The sequence below is a fragment of the Thermosynechococcus sp. QKsg1 genome, from assembly GCF_031586415.1.
GTDB lineage: Bacteria > Cyanobacteriota > Cyanobacteriia > Thermosynechococcales > Thermosynechococcaceae > Thermosynechococcus.
The window spans coordinates 502,509-517,210 of sequence record NZ_CP134200.1 but is presented as its reverse complement, the minus strand read 5'-3'; the positions used below and the strand labels follow the sequence as shown (position 1 = coordinate 517,210).

General features: G+C 53.6%; 17 protein-coding genes and 1 tRNA gene. 9 read left to right on the top strand and 9 right to left on the bottom strand.

The features are described from left to right. Positions 1-4: 4 nt before the first annotated feature. Both RHP47_RS02510 and aguB read left to right on the top strand, forming a co-directional pair. Positions 5-1,030, top strand: a complete 1,026-nt coding sequence (locus RHP47_RS02510; protein ID WP_310840973.1) for an agmatine deiminase family protein — start codon at positions 5-7, stop codon at positions 1,028-1,030. Further along, positions 1,027-1,884: an N-carbamoylputrescine amidase gene (gene aguB, locus RHP47_RS02505; protein WP_310840972.1), complete on the top strand. Its 858-nt coding sequence runs from the start codon at positions 1,027-1,029 to the stop codon at positions 1,882-1,884. The genes RHP47_RS02510 and aguB overlap by 4 nt, the downstream gene beginning before the upstream one ends. Here the strand turns inward: aguB and RHP47_RS02500 are convergent. Then, complete coding sequence (locus RHP47_RS02500; protein WP_310840971.1) at positions 1,881-3,215, bottom strand: MFS transporter; 1,335 nt, start codon at positions 3,213-3,215, stop codon at positions 1,881-1,883. The two genes, aguB and RHP47_RS02500, sit on opposite strands and share 4 nt — an antisense overlap. 111 nt (positions 3,216-3,326) lie before the next feature. On the opposite strand from RHP47_RS02500, the gene RHP47_RS02495 reads away from it, so the two are divergent. Together RHP47_RS02495 and RHP47_RS02490 are read left to right on the top strand one after the other, a co-directional pair. Beyond that, the gene (locus tag RHP47_RS02495; protein ID WP_310840970.1) at positions 3,327-3,605 is read left to right on the top strand and encodes a spore coat protein U domain-containing protein; all 279 of its coding nucleotides are present in this window, start codon (positions 3,327-3,329) and stop codon (positions 3,603-3,605) included. Beyond that, on the top strand, positions 3,574-3,777 hold the full coding sequence (locus RHP47_RS02490; RefSeq protein ID WP_310841387.1) for a spore coat protein U domain-containing protein: 204 nt from the start codon (positions 3,574-3,576) through the stop codon (positions 3,775-3,777). Before RHP47_RS02495 ends, RHP47_RS02490 begins: the two co-directional genes overlap by 32 nt. Here RHP47_RS02490 and RHP47_RS02485 read toward each other — a convergent pair. Next, positions 3,774-4,145, bottom strand: a complete 372-nt coding sequence (locus RHP47_RS02485; RefSeq protein WP_286626456.1) for a ferredoxin-thioredoxin reductase catalytic domain-containing protein — start codon at positions 4,143-4,145, stop codon at positions 3,774-3,776. The genes RHP47_RS02490 and RHP47_RS02485 overlap by 4 nt on opposite strands. A 77-nt stretch (positions 4,146-4,222) precedes the next feature. Next, positions 4,223-4,295: transfer RNA gene (locus tag RHP47_RS02480), tRNA-Ile, on the bottom strand. Between the two features lie 191 nt (positions 4,296-4,486). Between RHP47_RS02480 and RHP47_RS02475 the strand changes: the two genes are divergently transcribed. Both RHP47_RS02475 and RHP47_RS02470 read left to right on the top strand, forming a co-directional pair. Continuing rightward, on the top strand, positions 4,487-5,632 hold the full coding sequence (locus tag RHP47_RS02475) for a cysteine desulfurase family protein (protein ID WP_302679783.1): 1,146 nt from the start codon (positions 4,487-4,489) through the stop codon (positions 5,630-5,632). Positions 5,633-5,926: 294 nt separating this feature from the next. Then, entirely contained in the window at positions 5,927-6,280 is a 354-nt protein-coding gene (locus RHP47_RS02470) for a hypothetical protein (protein ID WP_149817857.1), read from the top strand. On the opposite strand, the gene RHP47_RS02465 is transcribed toward RHP47_RS02470, so the two are convergent. The 5 genes from RHP47_RS02465 to RHP47_RS02445 form a co-directional block, all read right to left on the bottom strand. Next, on the bottom strand, positions 6,277-6,549 hold the full coding sequence (locus RHP47_RS02465) for a DUF3143 domain-containing protein (protein WP_310840967.1): 273 nt from the start codon (positions 6,547-6,549) through the stop codon (positions 6,277-6,279). The two genes, RHP47_RS02470 and RHP47_RS02465, sit on opposite strands and share 4 nt — an antisense overlap. Further along, complete coding sequence (locus RHP47_RS02460) at positions 6,546-7,019, bottom strand: J domain-containing protein (protein WP_302679782.1); 474 nt, start codon at positions 7,017-7,019, stop codon at positions 6,546-6,548. Before RHP47_RS02460 ends, RHP47_RS02465 begins: the two co-directional genes overlap by 4 nt. An 8-nt stretch (positions 7,020-7,027) precedes the next feature. Then, positions 7,028-8,248 carry a type II secretion system F family protein gene (locus RHP47_RS02455; protein WP_286626454.1) on the bottom strand — a complete coding sequence of 407 codons (1,221 nt, stop codon included), beginning with the start codon at positions 8,246-8,248 and terminating at the stop codon, positions 7,028-7,030. A gap of 36 nt (positions 8,249-8,284) precedes the next feature. Further along, positions 8,285-9,382, bottom strand: coding sequence for a type IV pilus twitching motility protein PilT (locus tag RHP47_RS02450; RefSeq protein ID WP_149817851.1), 1,098 nt, complete (start codon positions 9,380-9,382; stop codon positions 8,285-8,287). 67 nt (positions 9,383-9,449) lie between these two features. Next, positions 9,450-11,474 carry a GspE/PulE family protein gene (locus RHP47_RS02445; protein WP_149817849.1) on the bottom strand — a complete coding sequence of 675 codons (2,025 nt, stop codon included), beginning with the start codon at positions 11,472-11,474 and terminating at the stop codon, positions 9,450-9,452. A 261-nt stretch (positions 11,475-11,735) separates the two neighbouring features. Here RHP47_RS02445 and RHP47_RS02440 point away from each other — a divergent pair, with 261 nt between their 5' ends. Genes RHP47_RS02440 through RHP47_RS02430 form a run of 3 tightly spaced genes read left to right on the top strand, consistent with a single transcriptional unit; the run spans position 11,736 to position 13,669 of the window. Next, complete coding sequence (locus RHP47_RS02440) at positions 11,736-11,948, top strand: hypothetical protein (protein WP_206201319.1); 213 nt, start codon at positions 11,736-11,738, stop codon at positions 11,946-11,948. After that, positions 11,949-12,146 carry a lipopolysaccharide assembly protein LapA domain-containing protein gene (locus RHP47_RS02435; protein ID WP_024125597.1) on the top strand — a complete coding sequence of 66 codons (198 nt, stop codon included), beginning with the start codon at positions 11,949-11,951 and terminating at the stop codon, positions 12,144-12,146. 47 nt (positions 12,147-12,193) lie between these two features. Beyond that, on the top strand, positions 12,194-13,669 hold the full coding sequence (locus RHP47_RS02430) for a right-handed parallel beta-helix repeat-containing protein (protein ID WP_310840965.1): 1,476 nt from the start codon (positions 12,194-12,196) through the stop codon (positions 13,667-13,669). Here RHP47_RS02430 and RHP47_RS02425 read toward each other — a convergent pair. Beyond that, positions 13,666-14,631 (bottom strand): hypothetical protein, encoded by a 966-nt coding sequence (locus tag RHP47_RS02425; protein WP_310840963.1) that lies wholly within the window; start codon positions 14,629-14,631, stop codon positions 13,666-13,668. The genes RHP47_RS02430 and RHP47_RS02425 overlap by 4 nt on opposite strands. Positions 14,632-14,702 lie beyond the last annotated feature (71 nt).

Here is a 14,702-nt window from a genome sequence, read left to right as displayed (position 1 = left end):
CTTCATGTCCCCCTTTTTTCAGCCCGCTGAGTGGCTGCCGCATCGCGCCTGTTGGTTAGCTTTCCCCAGTCACGAGGATTTGTGGGGCGATCTCTTACCTCAAGTACGCTCAGAGTTTGCAGCCCTGTGTCGGGCGATCGCTGACCCCGATCCCGTAACAGGTCAGTGCCGCGGGGAGCAACTGAAGATTCTGGTGCTGGACGAGGTGGGAGAAGCCACTGCTCGTTCTTATCTCGGGGATCTGAATCCACAGTTTTATCAGCTCCCCTTTGGTGACATTTGGCTGCGGGATACCGCTCCTGTGGGCTTAATCAATGAGGCAGGGGAGCGCCGACTCCTCTGTTTACCCTTTAATGGTTGGGGCAAGAAGTATCAACTTCCCGGCGATAGTGACTTGGCTGTGCGCCTTGCTCTAGCCATCGGCCTTCCCTATGAGGCGGTGCCGTTATTCTTGGAGGGGGGGGCGATCGAAGTGGATGGCGAAGGAACCTGCCTTACCACCCGCCAGTGTCTCCTCAACCCCAACCGCAATCCCTATTTAGACAGCGAAGAAGTGGAAGCCCGCCTCAAGCCCGCCCTTGGCGTGAGCAAAATCCTCTGGATTGAATCGGGACTGGCCAACGATCACACCGATGGTCACATCGATACGCTGGTGCGTTTTGTGGCTCCGGCAACCGTGGTTTGTATGCTGCCCGACAGCCCTGAGGATCCGAACTACGATGTCCTGCTGACGATTTATGAGCAGTTGCAAACGCTAACGGATGCCAAGGGGCGCTCCCTAGAGGTAATCCCAGTGCCTTCGCCGGGGCGGGTGACGAGTCGAAAGGGGGAGATTTTACCCGCTAGCTATGTCAATTTTTATATCGCCAATACCACTGTTGTCGTCCCCACCTATGGTGTCGAAGCCGATGCCAAAGCGGTTGAGGCGATCGCTAAGCTCTTTCCCAGTCGCAGAACCGTTGGCCTTCCCGCACGGATGATTTTAGAAGGGGGAGGCGCCTTCCATTGCATTACGCAGCAGGAACTATGAGAACACTGACCGTTGCTGCCATTCAAGCTCAACTGACCGATGATGTTGAGACCAATATTCTGCACCTCAGTGATCTAGTGCGGCAGGCGCATCAGCAGGGGGCACAGGTCATTGTCCTGCCAGAGCTATTTGAAGGTCACTATTTTTGTAAGGAAGAGCGGGAGAGTCACTTTCGGCGGGCACACCCCGTGAAAAACCACCCAACAATTGCCCACTTTGAGGCCTTGGCGCGGGAACTGGCGGTGGTGATTCCAGTGTCCTTTTTTGAAAAGGCGGGCACCGTCTATTACAACAGTGTGGCCATGATTGATGCGGGGGGTGTCAACCTCGGTGTCTATCGCAAAAGTCATATTCCCGATGGCCCCGGCTATGAGGAAAAGTTTTACTTCCGCCCCGGCAATACAGGCTTTCGAGTCTGGCGTACCCGCTACGGCAAAATCGGTGTCGGCATCTGCTGGGATCAGTGGTTTCCAGAGGCTGCACGGGTGATGACCCTGATGGGAGCAGAAGTGCTCGTGTATCCCACTGCCATTGGTAGTGAACCCCACGATCCCACACTGGACACCAAAGACCCGTGGCAGCGGGTGATGGTTGGTCATGCAGTGGCAAATGTGATTCCAGTGGTGGCAGCGAACCGTGTGGGTGATGAGGGGGGGCAAGTATTTTATGGCAGTTCATTTATTGCTAATCCAAGGGGAGATCTGGTGGCTGAGGCCGATCGCACCCAAGAAGCAGTGCTTGTCCATAAATTTGATTTAGAGGAAATTGAGCACCTACGGGCGGCCTATGGCTTCTTTCGCGATCGCCGACCCGGCCTCTACAAAGCCCTGTTGACTGCGGATGGTGTTATTTAATTGCCGTGGCTTGGCTGGAGATGAAAGTGTAGGTGCTGATGAGCCTGTAGCCGATGGCAATGATCATGCTCGCTGTCGTGCTCATGGGGATGAGTGTGCCAAAAACCAGCGGGGAGATGCCGCAAGTGCCACGGTTGGGTCAACACCACAAAAGCGATGAAAAGCACCATGCTACTGAGGCCAGTATAGAAAAAATGTTGGGCTGGAAACTGACTGCCGAACCATCCCGTTAGGGGATAGGCCAAGACCCACCAAAGATGACTCCAAGCAAACTGAGCGCCATAAACCCGACCCTGCAATTCCACGGCCACTCTCTCAGCAATTACCGTCTGCATAGGCACATTGACGAGGGTTTTACCGATACCCGCGATCGCCCACAACAGAGCGAGGGTAGGGACATTGGCACTATAGGCAGCCAGCAACGGCAGCACCGTCAGTATCCCCCCTAGACCCATCACCCTCACGGCACTCATCCTGCGACAGGAAGAACCCCAAATCACCGCAGCCAAAGTAGCACCCCCACCAAATGCCGCCATGATTGAGCCGTAGGCCTGACTTCCTGCCTGTAGCGTGCCCTGAACATAGCCGACGGTATTCACCAAAATTTCTGCGCCAGCGATCGCCGCCACCAATTGCAGTAGTAATCCATAGCGAATTGCTGCATCCCACCAAAGGCACTGACTACCAACACTTAGCTCCTCAAGAAATCCGCTACGGGGGGGGACTGATCCTGCTCTAGGTACGATCAAAGCAGTGGGCAGCCAAGCAATCAACACCGCTGCAACCAAAAAGGTCAAAGCATCCAAAAAGAACACTGAACGGGTACTGCATAACGCCGCAACACTACCTGCGAGGGCTGGGCCTAAAACACTCAGGAGTTGGTACGTGGCATTCGAGAGGGCGATCGCCGGTGGGCACTCCTCAGCCGTCGTAATCAAGGGTAATGTGGCCGTGTAGGTTGGGGTAAAAAGGGCGTGAAAGCCACTCAGCAAAGCCACTACGAGATACAGTTGCCAGCCGTCAGTAACAAACGGCAAGAACGACACCAAAACCATCCGCACAAGATGGGTAGTCACCATCAATCCCTTGCGATCCAATCGATCTGCTAAGACACCAGCAATAGGAGCCAATAGCACAAAAATGGTGACCCGCAGCGTTAAGGCAGTGGAGAGCCACAGTCCAGACTTCTCTCCTGCTAACTCAAAAGCAAGGAGTGCTAAGCCGAGCCATGTGAACGCATCCCCAATCAGATTGATCGTTTGCGCCGTATAGAGACCGGCAAAGGCTCGATTCCGTAGGCACTGCAACAGGGGAGGAAGTTGAAAGGTCATGGTGGCCACCTCAGAACCCACACGTTTACTATATCCCCCCTAGGGGGATGTCTGCCAAGGGAAATCACGGATGAACTATGATTGGCGTAGGTTGTTCTTAAATACTTGTGAGTGGTGCGACCACATTTCAGTATCCTGCTCGCGATCGCCAGCGGCCTAGCTCTACCGACAGTTACTTTTGCAAACTGCACCATTAACAGCGTGACTGGCCTAAACTTTGGCGCCTACAGTACTTCTAGTGCCTCTGCTAACGATGCCACTGGTCAATTTATCTTCGTCTGTACGAATGTCCAAAGGGCAATTACGATTCGCCTCAGCACTGGCAATGCCGGTTCTTTTACCCCTCGACAAATGACCTCTGGCAGGGGGCGACTACAACCTTTACATTGATGCCGCTCGCACCCAAATCTGGGGGGATGGTACCGGTGGGAGCAGTTTGCGTACCTTAGTGCCTGTGAATAATGCCCCTACAACCCTTGAAATTTTTGGTCGCATTCCCACCCGGCAGTTTGTGCCTGCGGGCATCTACAGCGATACGATTGTAGTGACACTGGAATACTAAGAAACCGTAAAGCGATTGGTTTCCTCGCGAATTTGTTCAAAGGAAATCTCCTGGGCTGTACCCGCAAAGGGATGATCCGGAGTTAAAAAGAGAAGGCAGTGACACTCCCGCCGTTCGCGCATGGGCACACAGGGGCAATTCCAGTAGGCCGCTTCTACCTCTGCTTCTTTGTCTTCATAGTGGCGGCAGGGACACAGGGGAGAGCCATAGTCGTCCTTATGCTTGGCCAATCCTTCCAGAACAACCGCCGTTGTCCCTAAATCTGAGCAAAAGTAGGTTCCTGTGCGCTTGGCATAGGTTTCCGCAAACTTGCGCATGGCTTCAAGATTTTTGTCGGAGGCCTGTTGCGGTTTATAGGTGTTACTCATGGCAAAATTTGCGACACGAAACTTCTTTCAGTGTAACGGAAGGCGATCCCCCCGTCAGGGTTCAGGGGATTGAAATATCCAGGGTGCTGGAGTTGAACCAGCCTATGGCGAATTATGAGTTCGCTGCCTCATCCGCTCGGCCAACCCTGGGCAGGTGATTATTATTTTTCAATATACAGCCCTTTTCACAAGGTTCGAACACACCCAAGAGTGGGAAACCTAGAGTGGGATAGCATTTGATTCCCTTGTTTGTCCCCTATAATGTCCCCCATCATTCAGAGGTTTTCAAAGGTGTTGCGGTTAGCGCTCTCCCTATGCAGGGGTTACTCGGAGGTTTTGCCATGAAGCCAATTTATTTAGATGGACTGGCGACCACACCCGTTGATCCACAAGTACTAGCCGCAATGTTGCCTTATTTTAGCGATCGCCCTGGCAATGCCAGTAATCGTGCCCATGCCTACGGTTGGGAGGCCGCCGCCGCCATTGATCTTGCCCGTGAAACGATTGCCGCAGCCATCCATGCCCATCCCGAAGAAATCATTTTCACCAGTGGTGCCACTGAAGCAGACAACTTGGCAATCAAGGGGGTGGCTGAAGCCTACTACAGTCGCGGTCGCCATATCATTACCGTGCAGACGGAGCACAATGCGGTGCTTGCTCCCTGTCGCTATTTGGAGTCCCTTGGCTTTCGGGTGACCTATCTAGGGGTGAATGAGAAAGGGTTCATTGATCTGGCGGAGTTAGAGCAAGCCTTTACCCATGAGACCATCTTGGTATCCGTGATGGCCGCCAATAATGAAATTGGGGTGCTCCAACCCTTGGCCGAGATTGGTCGCCGCTGTCGCGATCGCGGGGTACTCTTCCACACCGATGCCGCTCAAGCCTTGGGCAAAATTCCCTTGGATGTTCAGGCGCTTCAGGTGGATCTCATGTCCCTGACTGCCCATAAACTCTACGGACCAAAGGGCATTGGTGCCCTCTATGTGCGGCGCGATCGCCCCCGCGTCCAACTGGCACCTCAACTCCACGGCGGTCATCAAGAACAGGGCTGGCGATCCGGAACCTTGGCCACTCCCCTCATTGTCGGCTTTGGGGTAGCAGTACGACTCGCTCAGGAACGTCAAGCCACGGATATTCCCCATCTGCGGCACCTGAAAGAACGGCTGTGGCAGGGCTTAGCCTCCCTTGGAGACATTTATCTCAATGGTGATTGGCAACAGAGTTTACCCAACTGTCTCAATGTCAGTATTGGTGGGGTTGAGGGCAATGCTCTGCTGCGCGCCATCTATCCCCATGTCGCCCTCTCAACGGGGGCAGCCTGTAGTAGCGACAAACCAACACCGTCTCACGTTCTTCTTGCCTTGGGGCGATCGCCCACCCTTGCTCGTGCTTCGCTGCGATTTGGTTTATTACGTACCACCACAGAGACCGAGATTGATTTAGCGCTTCAGCAGATTCACCACAGCATTCAACAACTACGCCACTAGAGATAGATTTATATTTCTTAATATTTATGATTTCTTGACATAAATTTACAATATTCCCAAATGCCGATAATGTCATGGTTTCCGTGATCTAAATCACATCTAAAAGCGCTTTTACGTGGAATTACGCATGATCCCCAAGTTGCGAAGTTCATAGAATAATAACGTACAGTAAATCAATCCTTAACGAGCAGTTATATCCCCTGTTGATCCCCCACAAAATTTGCCCATGGGTGGAAGTGGACAGCGGGAAATCAATTCACAAGATGCCGACATAAGTAGTTGGGGGAACACAACATGACAAAATTATTGCCCGTTACTGCCTACACAATTCGCCGTCTATTGCGGCAATACCAAGGACAGCTCAAATCCGTCGTGGTGGAAGGGGCTTGCTTAGTGGCTGATCCCGAAGCAGACTTGAATGCGGTGCTCGAGAGCCTTTATTTAGATGAGGAAGAAGTCCGCACCCAAGTGGCTGAAATTGAGAAGCTGATGATGACCCATCAACTGCTGTTGAAAGCAGGGGCAAAAGAGCAAGCAGCAGCCATCGAAGATCAAATCCTCTGGATTTTTGGCCTGAAGCGGATCAAGAATCAAGCCACCCAAGAAGCAGCCCCTGCAATGCCGATTATGATGGCCGTGGGCATTTAAGGCCCCGCAAAAATGGCTTCCTCCACCTCGGCACGGGGACAGGAGTACTTAAAAGAGCGCTGAATCACACTGCCCTCAAGGCGATCGTGATAGACCACCTGTAGCTCCTCAATATCCAAGCAAATCCGAGCTGACCACTGGGGGCAATCTAGCTCCCAGCAGTGAATATCGGTTTCATCCCGCACACAGCCCTTTTGCTGTAGCCATGCTTCAATTTGCGGCAGGGCATGGTTGTAGAGGGGGGTTTGGGGATTAGGCAGAGTGTTCATCCAAGTTCTGAGATGCGACTGACAATTTGCAAGATCCATTCTTGCCCCTGTTGGGACAAACCGACAATTACCGCCAGAACCAGACAGCCGACAAAGGTGACCCCCAAGATAAACAGAGCAAATAGCTCCCCCGGCGAGAGGGGGCGATCGTCGGGGGGCACAGCAGTAGAGCGAACAGACCCCTGAGAGCGAGAAGAGGCACCTATCCCCATCGTGCTTGACTGTTTTGACTGTGCCCGCAGGCGTAATTGCAAGTCATACCACTGCCGCTGCTCTGGATTGGTCAGCACTGCATAGGCCTCATTGAGGCGATGAAACTCCTCGCGGGCGATCGCCACCGGCAACGTCGTCGTATCCGGATGGTAGAGCTTACTTTTCTCTCGATAGGCACGGCGAATCTCCGTCAACGAGGCCGTGGGTGCCACCTCGAGAATGTCGTAGTGGGTTCGCGACGGGGACAGATGTGCCATGGCAAGGCTTACTTGACCAGATCGAAGATCTTGAACATGGGCAGGTACATCGCCACCAGAATTGACCCTACCATACCCCCTAGCACCGCAATCATCAAGGGTTCCATCACACTGGTCAGGGACTTCACCGCCTGTTCCACTTCATCTTCATAGAAGTCGGCCACCTTCATCAGCATCTTATCCAGTTCCCCTGTCTCTTCGCCCACGTTAATCATCTGGGTCGCCAGCACTGGAAAGACCCGTTCCTGTTGTAGGGCAAGACTGAGCATCCCCCCTGTCTGGACTTCCTTCGCGGCACGATCAATGGCATTGGAAATCACTTGGTTACCCGCTGTGGCACTGACAATTTCAAGGGAGCGCAAAATCGGTACCCCTGAACGGGACAGCGAACCAAACGTGCGGCAGAACCGTGCCACCGCTGTTTTTTCCACCAAATCACCAAAGAGGGGTAGCTTCAACAGCAAGCCATCAATCATCAGCCGGCCAGCCGGGGTCTTGTAATAAAAGCGAATCCCCAATACCAAGCCCACCACACAGATAATCAACAATGCCATATACTGCGGCGTGCGCAGGAATTCACTAAGCGCCACCATCATGGCGGTAAAGGGCGGCAATTCCCCCCCCAACTGTTTGAAAATACCCTCAAACACAGGGATCAGGAAAATCACCATCCCCAAGAAAATCCCCACCGCCAACAGACCCACCACCACGGGATAGGTCAGAGCGGACTTGATTTGGTTATTGAGGCGGGCTTGATCCTCCAGCAACTTCGAGAGACGGTTGAGCACCTCATCGAGCACCCCCCCCGTTTCCCCCGCTTGGATCATGGCCACAAACAGATTATCAAAGGCCTCTGGATGGGGGCGCATGGCATCAGCTAGGGTACTTCCCTGCTGAATATCATTGTTGACCGCCATGAGGATTTTTTTCAGTTTCGGGTTGGTACATTGATCCGCCAATACACCGATTCCGCGCACCAAGGCCACACCGGCATTCACCAGTGCCGCAAACTGCCGCGCAAAGATCGCCCGATCCTTCACCGTAATTTTGGAGAGGAAGCTGAGGTCGAGGTCGGACTTGAGGGTGAGTTTTTTGGCCTCCTTGACCTCTAGAACCTGTACCCCTTCCAATTGCAAGGCCATGCGTGCTTCCCGTGGTGTCGAAGCTTCCTCGCGAACGGTCCTGTATTTGCCTTGGGCATCCCGGATCCGCACTTCATAGGTTGCCATGACTCAATACCCCTTCTCTTGATCAATAATTGCTAACTAGCGTGCTGCTGCCGCAGGTGTACCCGTACCAATCAGACGTTGCAGCTCGTCCTGACGCGAGGACTTGGCCATTGCTGCTTCATAGGTGATGATGCCCGCACGATAATAATCGGCCAAGACTTTTTCGAGGGTCTGCATCCCCAGCTTGCCGCCCGTTTGAATTGCCGAATAAATCTGCGAGGTCTTGCCTTCGCGAATCAGGTTGGAGATAGCAGGGGTCACTACCATAATCTCTTGCGCCATAATCCGCCCAAATTCACCGGGCTTGGGATTTTTCTTAGGAACCAGCGTTTGGCTAAAGACCGCCACTAACGAGTTGGACAACTGGACGCGAATTTGCTGCTGCTGCTCTGGGGGGAATACATCCACCATACGGTCAACGGTTTGGGCAGCTGAACTGGTGTGCAAGGTACCAAAGACCAAGTGCCCTGTTTCCGCTGCTGAGATGGCAAGCTGAATTGTTTCCAAGTCACGCATCTCACCCACAAGGATAATATCGGGGTCTTCCCGCAGCGCTGCCCGCAGAGCATTGGCAAAGCTCTTGGTATCTTCCCCCACCTGCCGTTGGTGGATCAGGCTCTTGATGGGTTCATAGACAAACTCAATGGGGTCTTCAATCGTCAGGATATGTTCAGCGCGGGTTTTGTTGATCAAGTCAATCATTGCCGCCAAGGTTGTGGTTTTCCCTGATCCTGTCGGCCCAGTCACCAGAATCAAGCCCCGTGGCCGCTCACTCATTTCGCGGACAATGTTGGGCAATCCCAACTGCTCAAACGTGGGAATTTTGGAACTGAGTGCTCGCAAGCAAGCAGCATAGGTTCCCCGGTCTTTATACACATTGACGCGGAACCGGGCTAGGCCACGTACACCATAGGAGCAGTCCAACTCCCAGTTTTGCTCTAGGTGCTTGCGTTGGGTATTGTTGAGCATGCTGAAGATCAGGCGCTGGCATTGCTCTGGGGTGAGGGGTTCGTAGTCTGTCGGGGTTAATTTGCCGCTAATGCGAATGTAGGGGGGTAAGCCAGCGGAGATATGCAAATCGGAGCCACCATTGGCCACCACTTGCTCCATTAGGTCTTCAATCATTAGCTCCATAGGGTGTTCCTCGTCTAAGCAGTTTGGTCAACAACACGAAAGTTCATCACTGACATTAATAATCTTGTTAATCCACAAAGCGGGGTGTCATGCAATAGGGGCATTCTAACCATTCGGGCTGCGCCTCGGCACCGCAGGTACGGCAGGTTAAAGAACTCTTACGTTTGGCCTTGAGTTCTGATTCGAGACCCGTGTCCGTAAAGGTGACGCGCTCGACTTCCTCGAGGGTGGTGACCCCTTCTTTGACAAGGTTCAGGCTATAGGCCAACAGGGTTTTCATGCCCTCTTCAACCGCCGCTTCCTTGATCCGCTCCGTGGGGGCACCCTCAGTAATCAGGCTTTGCAGGCGCTCCGTCACCCGCATAATTTCGTAGACCCCGACCCGTCCTTTGTAGCCAACACCGCCACACTTGCTACAAATCGGCTGGCCACTGGCTTTGGCTGCTTGAATCTGCTCGGGTGTGAGTTTATTGGCTTTGTAGAGGGTGAGGTTGACATCCTTGGAGGCAGACAAGCCAAAGCGTGCCAGTTCCTCACGGGTGGGCGTATAGGGAATGCGACACTCACTGCATACCCGCCGCATAAGTCGCTGGGCAACGACCCCAATTAAGGAAGCGGAGACCATGAAGGGTTCCACCCCCATTTCCGAGAGACGGGCAACGGCACTGGCGGCATCGTTGGTGTGCAGGGTGGTTAACACCAAGTGACCTGTCAAGGCAGCTTCAATAGCGGTTTTTGCTGTTTCCTTGTCGCGGGTTTCCCCCACCAGAATCACATCGGGGTCTTGGCGGAGAAAGGCACGCAGAATGGAGGCAAAGTCCATGCCTTTTTCGCGAATAACCTGTACCTGCGTTAGGCCGGGGAGCGTGTATTCAATCGGGTCTTCCGCTGTACTGATGTTGACACCGGGACTATTACATTCAGCCAGCGCTGAGTAAAGCGTGGTGGTTTTCCCTGAACCAGTGGGACCTGTAACGAGGATGAGGCCAAAGGGGCGCTTGGTCATCTCCCGCACAATAGCAAGGCTCTCAGGGTCAGTAATCAGCTTGTCGAGACCGAGTTGGGTGGCGGAGTTATCGAGAATTCGCAGTACGACTTTTTCGCCCCAGCGGCTGGGGAGGGTATTCACTCGGAAGTCCACCCGTCGCCCTTGGAACATTTTGCGGATACGACCATCTTGGGGGGCACGCCGCTCGGCAATATCAAGGTCAGCCAAGATTTTGAAGCGGGAAACGACGGCTGGCACGATTTTCTTCGGCAGTGGATCAAAGGCTTGGTGGAGCACCCCATCTTTGCGGAAACGAATCCGCAGGTATTCCTCTTGAGGTTCGATGTGAATGTCGGAAACGCCTTCGGTGAGGGCTTTGGCCAAAATTTTGTTGACAAGGGCAATAATCGGAGCATCTTCTGCGCCTTTCAGCGCCTCGGCAAGGTCAACCTCCTGCTCCCCTTCCAGCTCTTCGAGGCCGCCCATGGCTTCGATGTCTTCTTCGATGTTGATGTCACCGATCGCGGCCGGGGCGTTTTTGCCAGCAGTGGTTTCAGCTACCTGTTTATTGAGAATCGGGTCAATGAGGCGTTGGTAATCCTCTAGGGTGATCACCATTCGCTTGAGGGTGAGGTTGTGGGCGCGGAGTAAGCGGGTGAGGTTGTCAATGGCTTGGAGGTTATCTGGATCCACCATCGCCACGAGCAGATAGGGGGGATCAGCGTCGAGGTGCTTGGCAATGGGGATGACTTGGTAGGTGCGGCAGGTGTCAATCGGTACAATCGTGTTGATTAGTTCCTCGATTTGCTCGGTGGGGAAACGATTGAGTTCGGGATCGAGGCAATCAACGCCGTAGATCACTTTGAGTTCAAAAAGCTGTTGCTTGTGGTACTGGCGCAACACATCGGGGGGCATGGTGCTGCCGGTAATCTCCTGTAACACGGTTACGAGGGACTTGCCCGTTTTGCGGGCGGTGTTCATGGCTTCTCGCACCTGATCGATACTGGCGTAACCGGAGGCAACAATGGCTCGTTCTGTGGGGCTAGCGGCTCTGCCGCGCACGGTAAGTGCTTTCCGAGAAGAAGATGACGATGTGTTGACCATAGGGCGCGTTCGGGTCTGGATGGCTTGCCTACTATAGTAGCAACAACCTTCCCAGAGATTTCATGGGTATTTTCACGGTTTATGTTTATTGACATTTTTGTTGACAATTCTTGTTATAGACGCTTTGTAACCGCGATCGCCCTCTTTTGCATAGGCTGAAAATTATTTACAATCCTGCGGCACATTAGAAACTATTAGTTATCTGTTCTCCCTGTTAGCGCGTCCTCTCGATTCCGCCATCATCCTGTGGAGGTTTGCTCTATGCGTGTCAAAGACTTGATTTTGCCTGTGCTGGTGGTTGGTTTGGTCTTTGTTGGTTTTGGCGATCGCTTTTTGCCGGCACCTTTGAGTACGGCCAGTGCCAGTACCCGCGAGCAACTGAATGACTTTCTTAAGGGCATGTTTACGGGGTTTTCTGTCTATAACCGCTACCATAAGACGGAGGAGATGATCCGCCAAGCGGAAGGGAAGTAAATGCGCCGCTTTTTGCTCTTTTTACTCTGGATGATCAGCAGCGGGGCGATCGCCCTCTTTTCGGTACAGAATGCGAAAGCGGTGTCCCTAAAATTTTTATTTTGGCAATCCATTGAGATGCCCCTTGGCTTGCTCTTGATCTTTGTGGCTGCGATCGCTCTGTGGGTGCCCTATCTAGCTCGTCCACTGCGGCGATGAAGGGGCCACACGCGCTGCTCATTGTACTTGTGATTGTTTTGTGCTTGATGAGGCAACCAAGAATTGCGGCCATTCCAGCCTCACCCCTCACCCTAGAAGTCAATCCAGCCAATCCACAAGCCAGCGATGCCGTAACCCCTTTCCGTACGATTGCTGCTGCTTTGGCTTGGGCACAGGCGCACGATCGCCCCACCGACATTTACATTCATGGCGGCATTTATCGGGAGGCATTGGGAACGATTCATCAGCGGCAGACGCCCCTGCGACTGGTGGCTCAGGCAGGCGAACGCGTGATTGTGCGAGGGAGCCAACGATGGTCAGATTGGCAAGAAGTCTCCAGCACGCCTAGGTTCACCATTTACCGTCACCCTTGGACATTGTCTTGGGGCTTTTCGGGTAACCCGTGGACAAACTATGACATTGAGTTACCCCTCGTGACACAGCGGGGCGAACTGGTGTGGTGGCGGGATACTCCCCTGCGGCAGCGACTCTCATTTAGGGAATTGCAGGGGAATGATTTCTACGTGGATGATGCAGAGCAGCAACTATATGTGGCATTGCCTGCGGGTATCTCACCCAGTGAATTAGAAGTGGCTGTTCACCGTGAGGCCTTACGCATCTTAGACAGTGGTTTTATCAGTTTGGTGGGGCTACGCTTTGAGCACTATGGTGGCACATTTACCCAAGCAGTGCGCATTGAACGCAGCCATGACATTGAGGTTAAAGACTGTACTTTTTGGGGCAATAATTGGGGCGGCCTCGAAAGTCACCAGAGCGATCGCCTGCGGGTGGAACGAACACAGTTTCTGCAAAATGGCTGGCGGGGCATGGCGGGGGTTCATTTGCGGGACTTCACAGTGCAGCAGGTGCTGGTTCAAGGGAATAATTGGCGGGGGGCATGGGCAGGCTTTTACGATTGGGATGCGGGGGATAAGTACTTTCATCTGCGCCGTGCTGTCTTCGATCGCTACCGCGCTATTGAGAACCAAGCGGCCGGTCTGTGGCTTGATACTGATAATCAAAACGTTGAGATTCGGCGATCGCAATTTCTCGGCAATGCCGTTGTCGGTCTTTTCCTCGAGGCGAGCACAGGTCCAGTGACCATTGAAGATTCCTTAATTGCCTATAACTACAGCATTGCCCCGAACTATCTACAAACCCCCGGCATTTTTGGCTGGGCGGCTGCCCATGTTACCCTGCGCCACAACTGGATTTGGGAAAACCAAGGGGCACAAATTGGCGTCCGCGATCCTTCGCCTCGAACCGTCACCCTACCCGAAACGGGTGAGGAAGTCACGATGACCTCTCAAGATTGGTACCTAGAGGGGAATTGGATTGGTAGCCGCCAAGAGCAACTCCTGACCACCCTCAAGGGGGAACCCTTCTTGCAAACGCTGAAATTGCAGGATAACCACTGGTGGAGTGAAGCGGCCTATCCCTTTCGCCTAGAGGGGGAAAATCTCACTTGGTCGCAGTGGCAGGAACGCTATGGCAATGCCAGCGATCGCTGGCTCATCCCCTAGAGGCGATCGCGTAACTGATTGACCATCGCTTGAGCCGAGGCCTCATCGACAAACATCCCCAGTTGAATCTTGGTTTGGTCGCCATTGCCCACCAAAAAGGCATCCGGCACCACAGCTTGGACTTTTTCTAAGTCCGCAGGTTCCTTGTAGGGAGCCAGCACATAGTAGCGACCATTGGGCATTTTTTCCACAAAAAGCTGCGTCGTATGTTCAGGTTCAGCCGGGGTTGGGCTGGCCGTAGGGGTGGGTGATGCACTGGTTGATGGACTCGCCGCAGGTTCTAATTGGGCAAGGGTGCTGCGATTGACATCGGGAAATTCCCGCGCAGTCATATCAGGGCCGACGGGGGGCGTGGGTGATGCTGCTGTTGGCGTTGCAGGTGATTCAGTGGCAACGGGGGCAGGTCGGCGGTTGAACCACCACAGGGCTGCACCACTAAAGCCGGCAAGAATGCCAACCACAATTAACCAGCGTTGCACTAGGTGGTGACTATTGCTTTCACGCCGTTGGAACCAAGGACGCTGTTGGTTTTTTCGGGCCTGCTTGAGTAGTTCACGGGTAGAGGCAAAGGGACGCTTTGTTGGGTTTGGTGTTTGGGGAGCAGGGGGATCACTGGGATAGGAGGGGGGCAAGAGTTCTGCTAAATCTGTGGGATCAAACTCGAAAAATGGATCGGCGAGTCCCCCGTTGGCGCGTTCATCGGTGGCTGGTGCTGTCTCAGGGGTGAGGGCTAAAGAACTGGCAACGGGAGGAACAGTTTGTGAAATCGGCTCTGCGGCAGCAGCAGGGGTGACACTCGGTTCTGGGCAAGTTGCAGACTCGGGAACCGGCGGCGCTTCAAAGGGGGAATGGGCTTGTACCATGCGATGGCAGCGATATTGAGTGAGTTCTGCCTCTAAACTAAGGTTGAGGGAAGCCAAAGCCGCTTGCAAACGTTGGCGATCGACGGTGGCAGAGGTCATAGCAATCGCTCCGAAAACAGTGCCCTAAAGTCTCTTGGATGAACGCACCACCCCAATGGATTATGCAGCAC

Bases quoted from the DNA above. Each gene is read 5' to 3' on its own strand.
- RHP47_RS02510 (WP_310840973.1), top strand. From the start codon at position 5: ATGTCCCCCTTTTTTCAGCCCGCTGAGTGGCTGCCGCATCGCGCCTGT.
- aguB (WP_310840972.1), top strand. From the start codon at position 1,027: ATGAGAACACTGACCGTTGCTGCCATTCAAGCTCAACTGACCGATGAT.
- RHP47_RS02500 (WP_310840971.1), bottom strand. From the start codon at position 3,215: ATGACCTTTCAACTTCCTCCCCTGTTGCAGTGCCTACGGAATCGAGCC.
- RHP47_RS02485 (WP_286626456.1), bottom strand. From the start codon at position 4,145: ATGAGTAACACCTATAAACCGCAACAGGCCTCCGACAAAAATCTTGAA.
- RHP47_RS02475 (WP_302679783.1), top strand. From the start codon at position 4,487: ATGAAGCCAATTTATTTAGATGGACTGGCGACCACACCCGTTGATCCA.
- RHP47_RS02470 (WP_149817857.1), top strand. From the start codon at position 5,927: ATGACAAAATTATTGCCCGTTACTGCCTACACAATTCGCCGTCTATTG.
- RHP47_RS02465 (WP_310840967.1), bottom strand. From the start codon at position 6,549: ATGAACACTCTGCCTAATCCCCAAACCCCCCTCTACAACCATGCCCTG.
- RHP47_RS02460 (WP_302679782.1), bottom strand. From the start codon at position 7,019: ATGGCACATCTGTCCCCGTCGCGAACCCACTACGACATTCTCGAGGTG.
- RHP47_RS02455 (WP_286626454.1), bottom strand. From the start codon at position 8,248: ATGGCAACCTATGAAGTGCGGATCCGGGATGCCCAAGGCAAATACAGG.
- RHP47_RS02450 (WP_149817851.1), bottom strand. From the start codon at position 9,382: ATGGAGCTAATGATTGAAGACCTAATGGAGCAAGTGGTGGCCAATGGT.
- RHP47_RS02445 (WP_149817849.1), bottom strand. From the start codon at position 11,474: ATGGTCAACACATCGTCATCTTCTTCTCGGAAAGCACTTACCGTGCGC.
- RHP47_RS02440 (WP_206201319.1), top strand. From the start codon at position 11,736: ATGCGTGTCAAAGACTTGATTTTGCCTGTGCTGGTGGTTGGTTTGGTC.
- RHP47_RS02435 (WP_024125597.1), top strand. From the start codon at position 11,949: ATGCGCCGCTTTTTGCTCTTTTTACTCTGGATGATCAGCAGCGGGGCG.
- RHP47_RS02430 (WP_310840965.1), top strand. From the start codon at position 12,194: ATGAGGCAACCAAGAATTGCGGCCATTCCAGCCTCACCCCTCACCCTA.
- RHP47_RS02425 (WP_310840963.1), bottom strand. From the start codon at position 14,631: ATGACCTCTGCCACCGTCGATCGCCAACGTTTGCAAGCGGCTTTGGCT.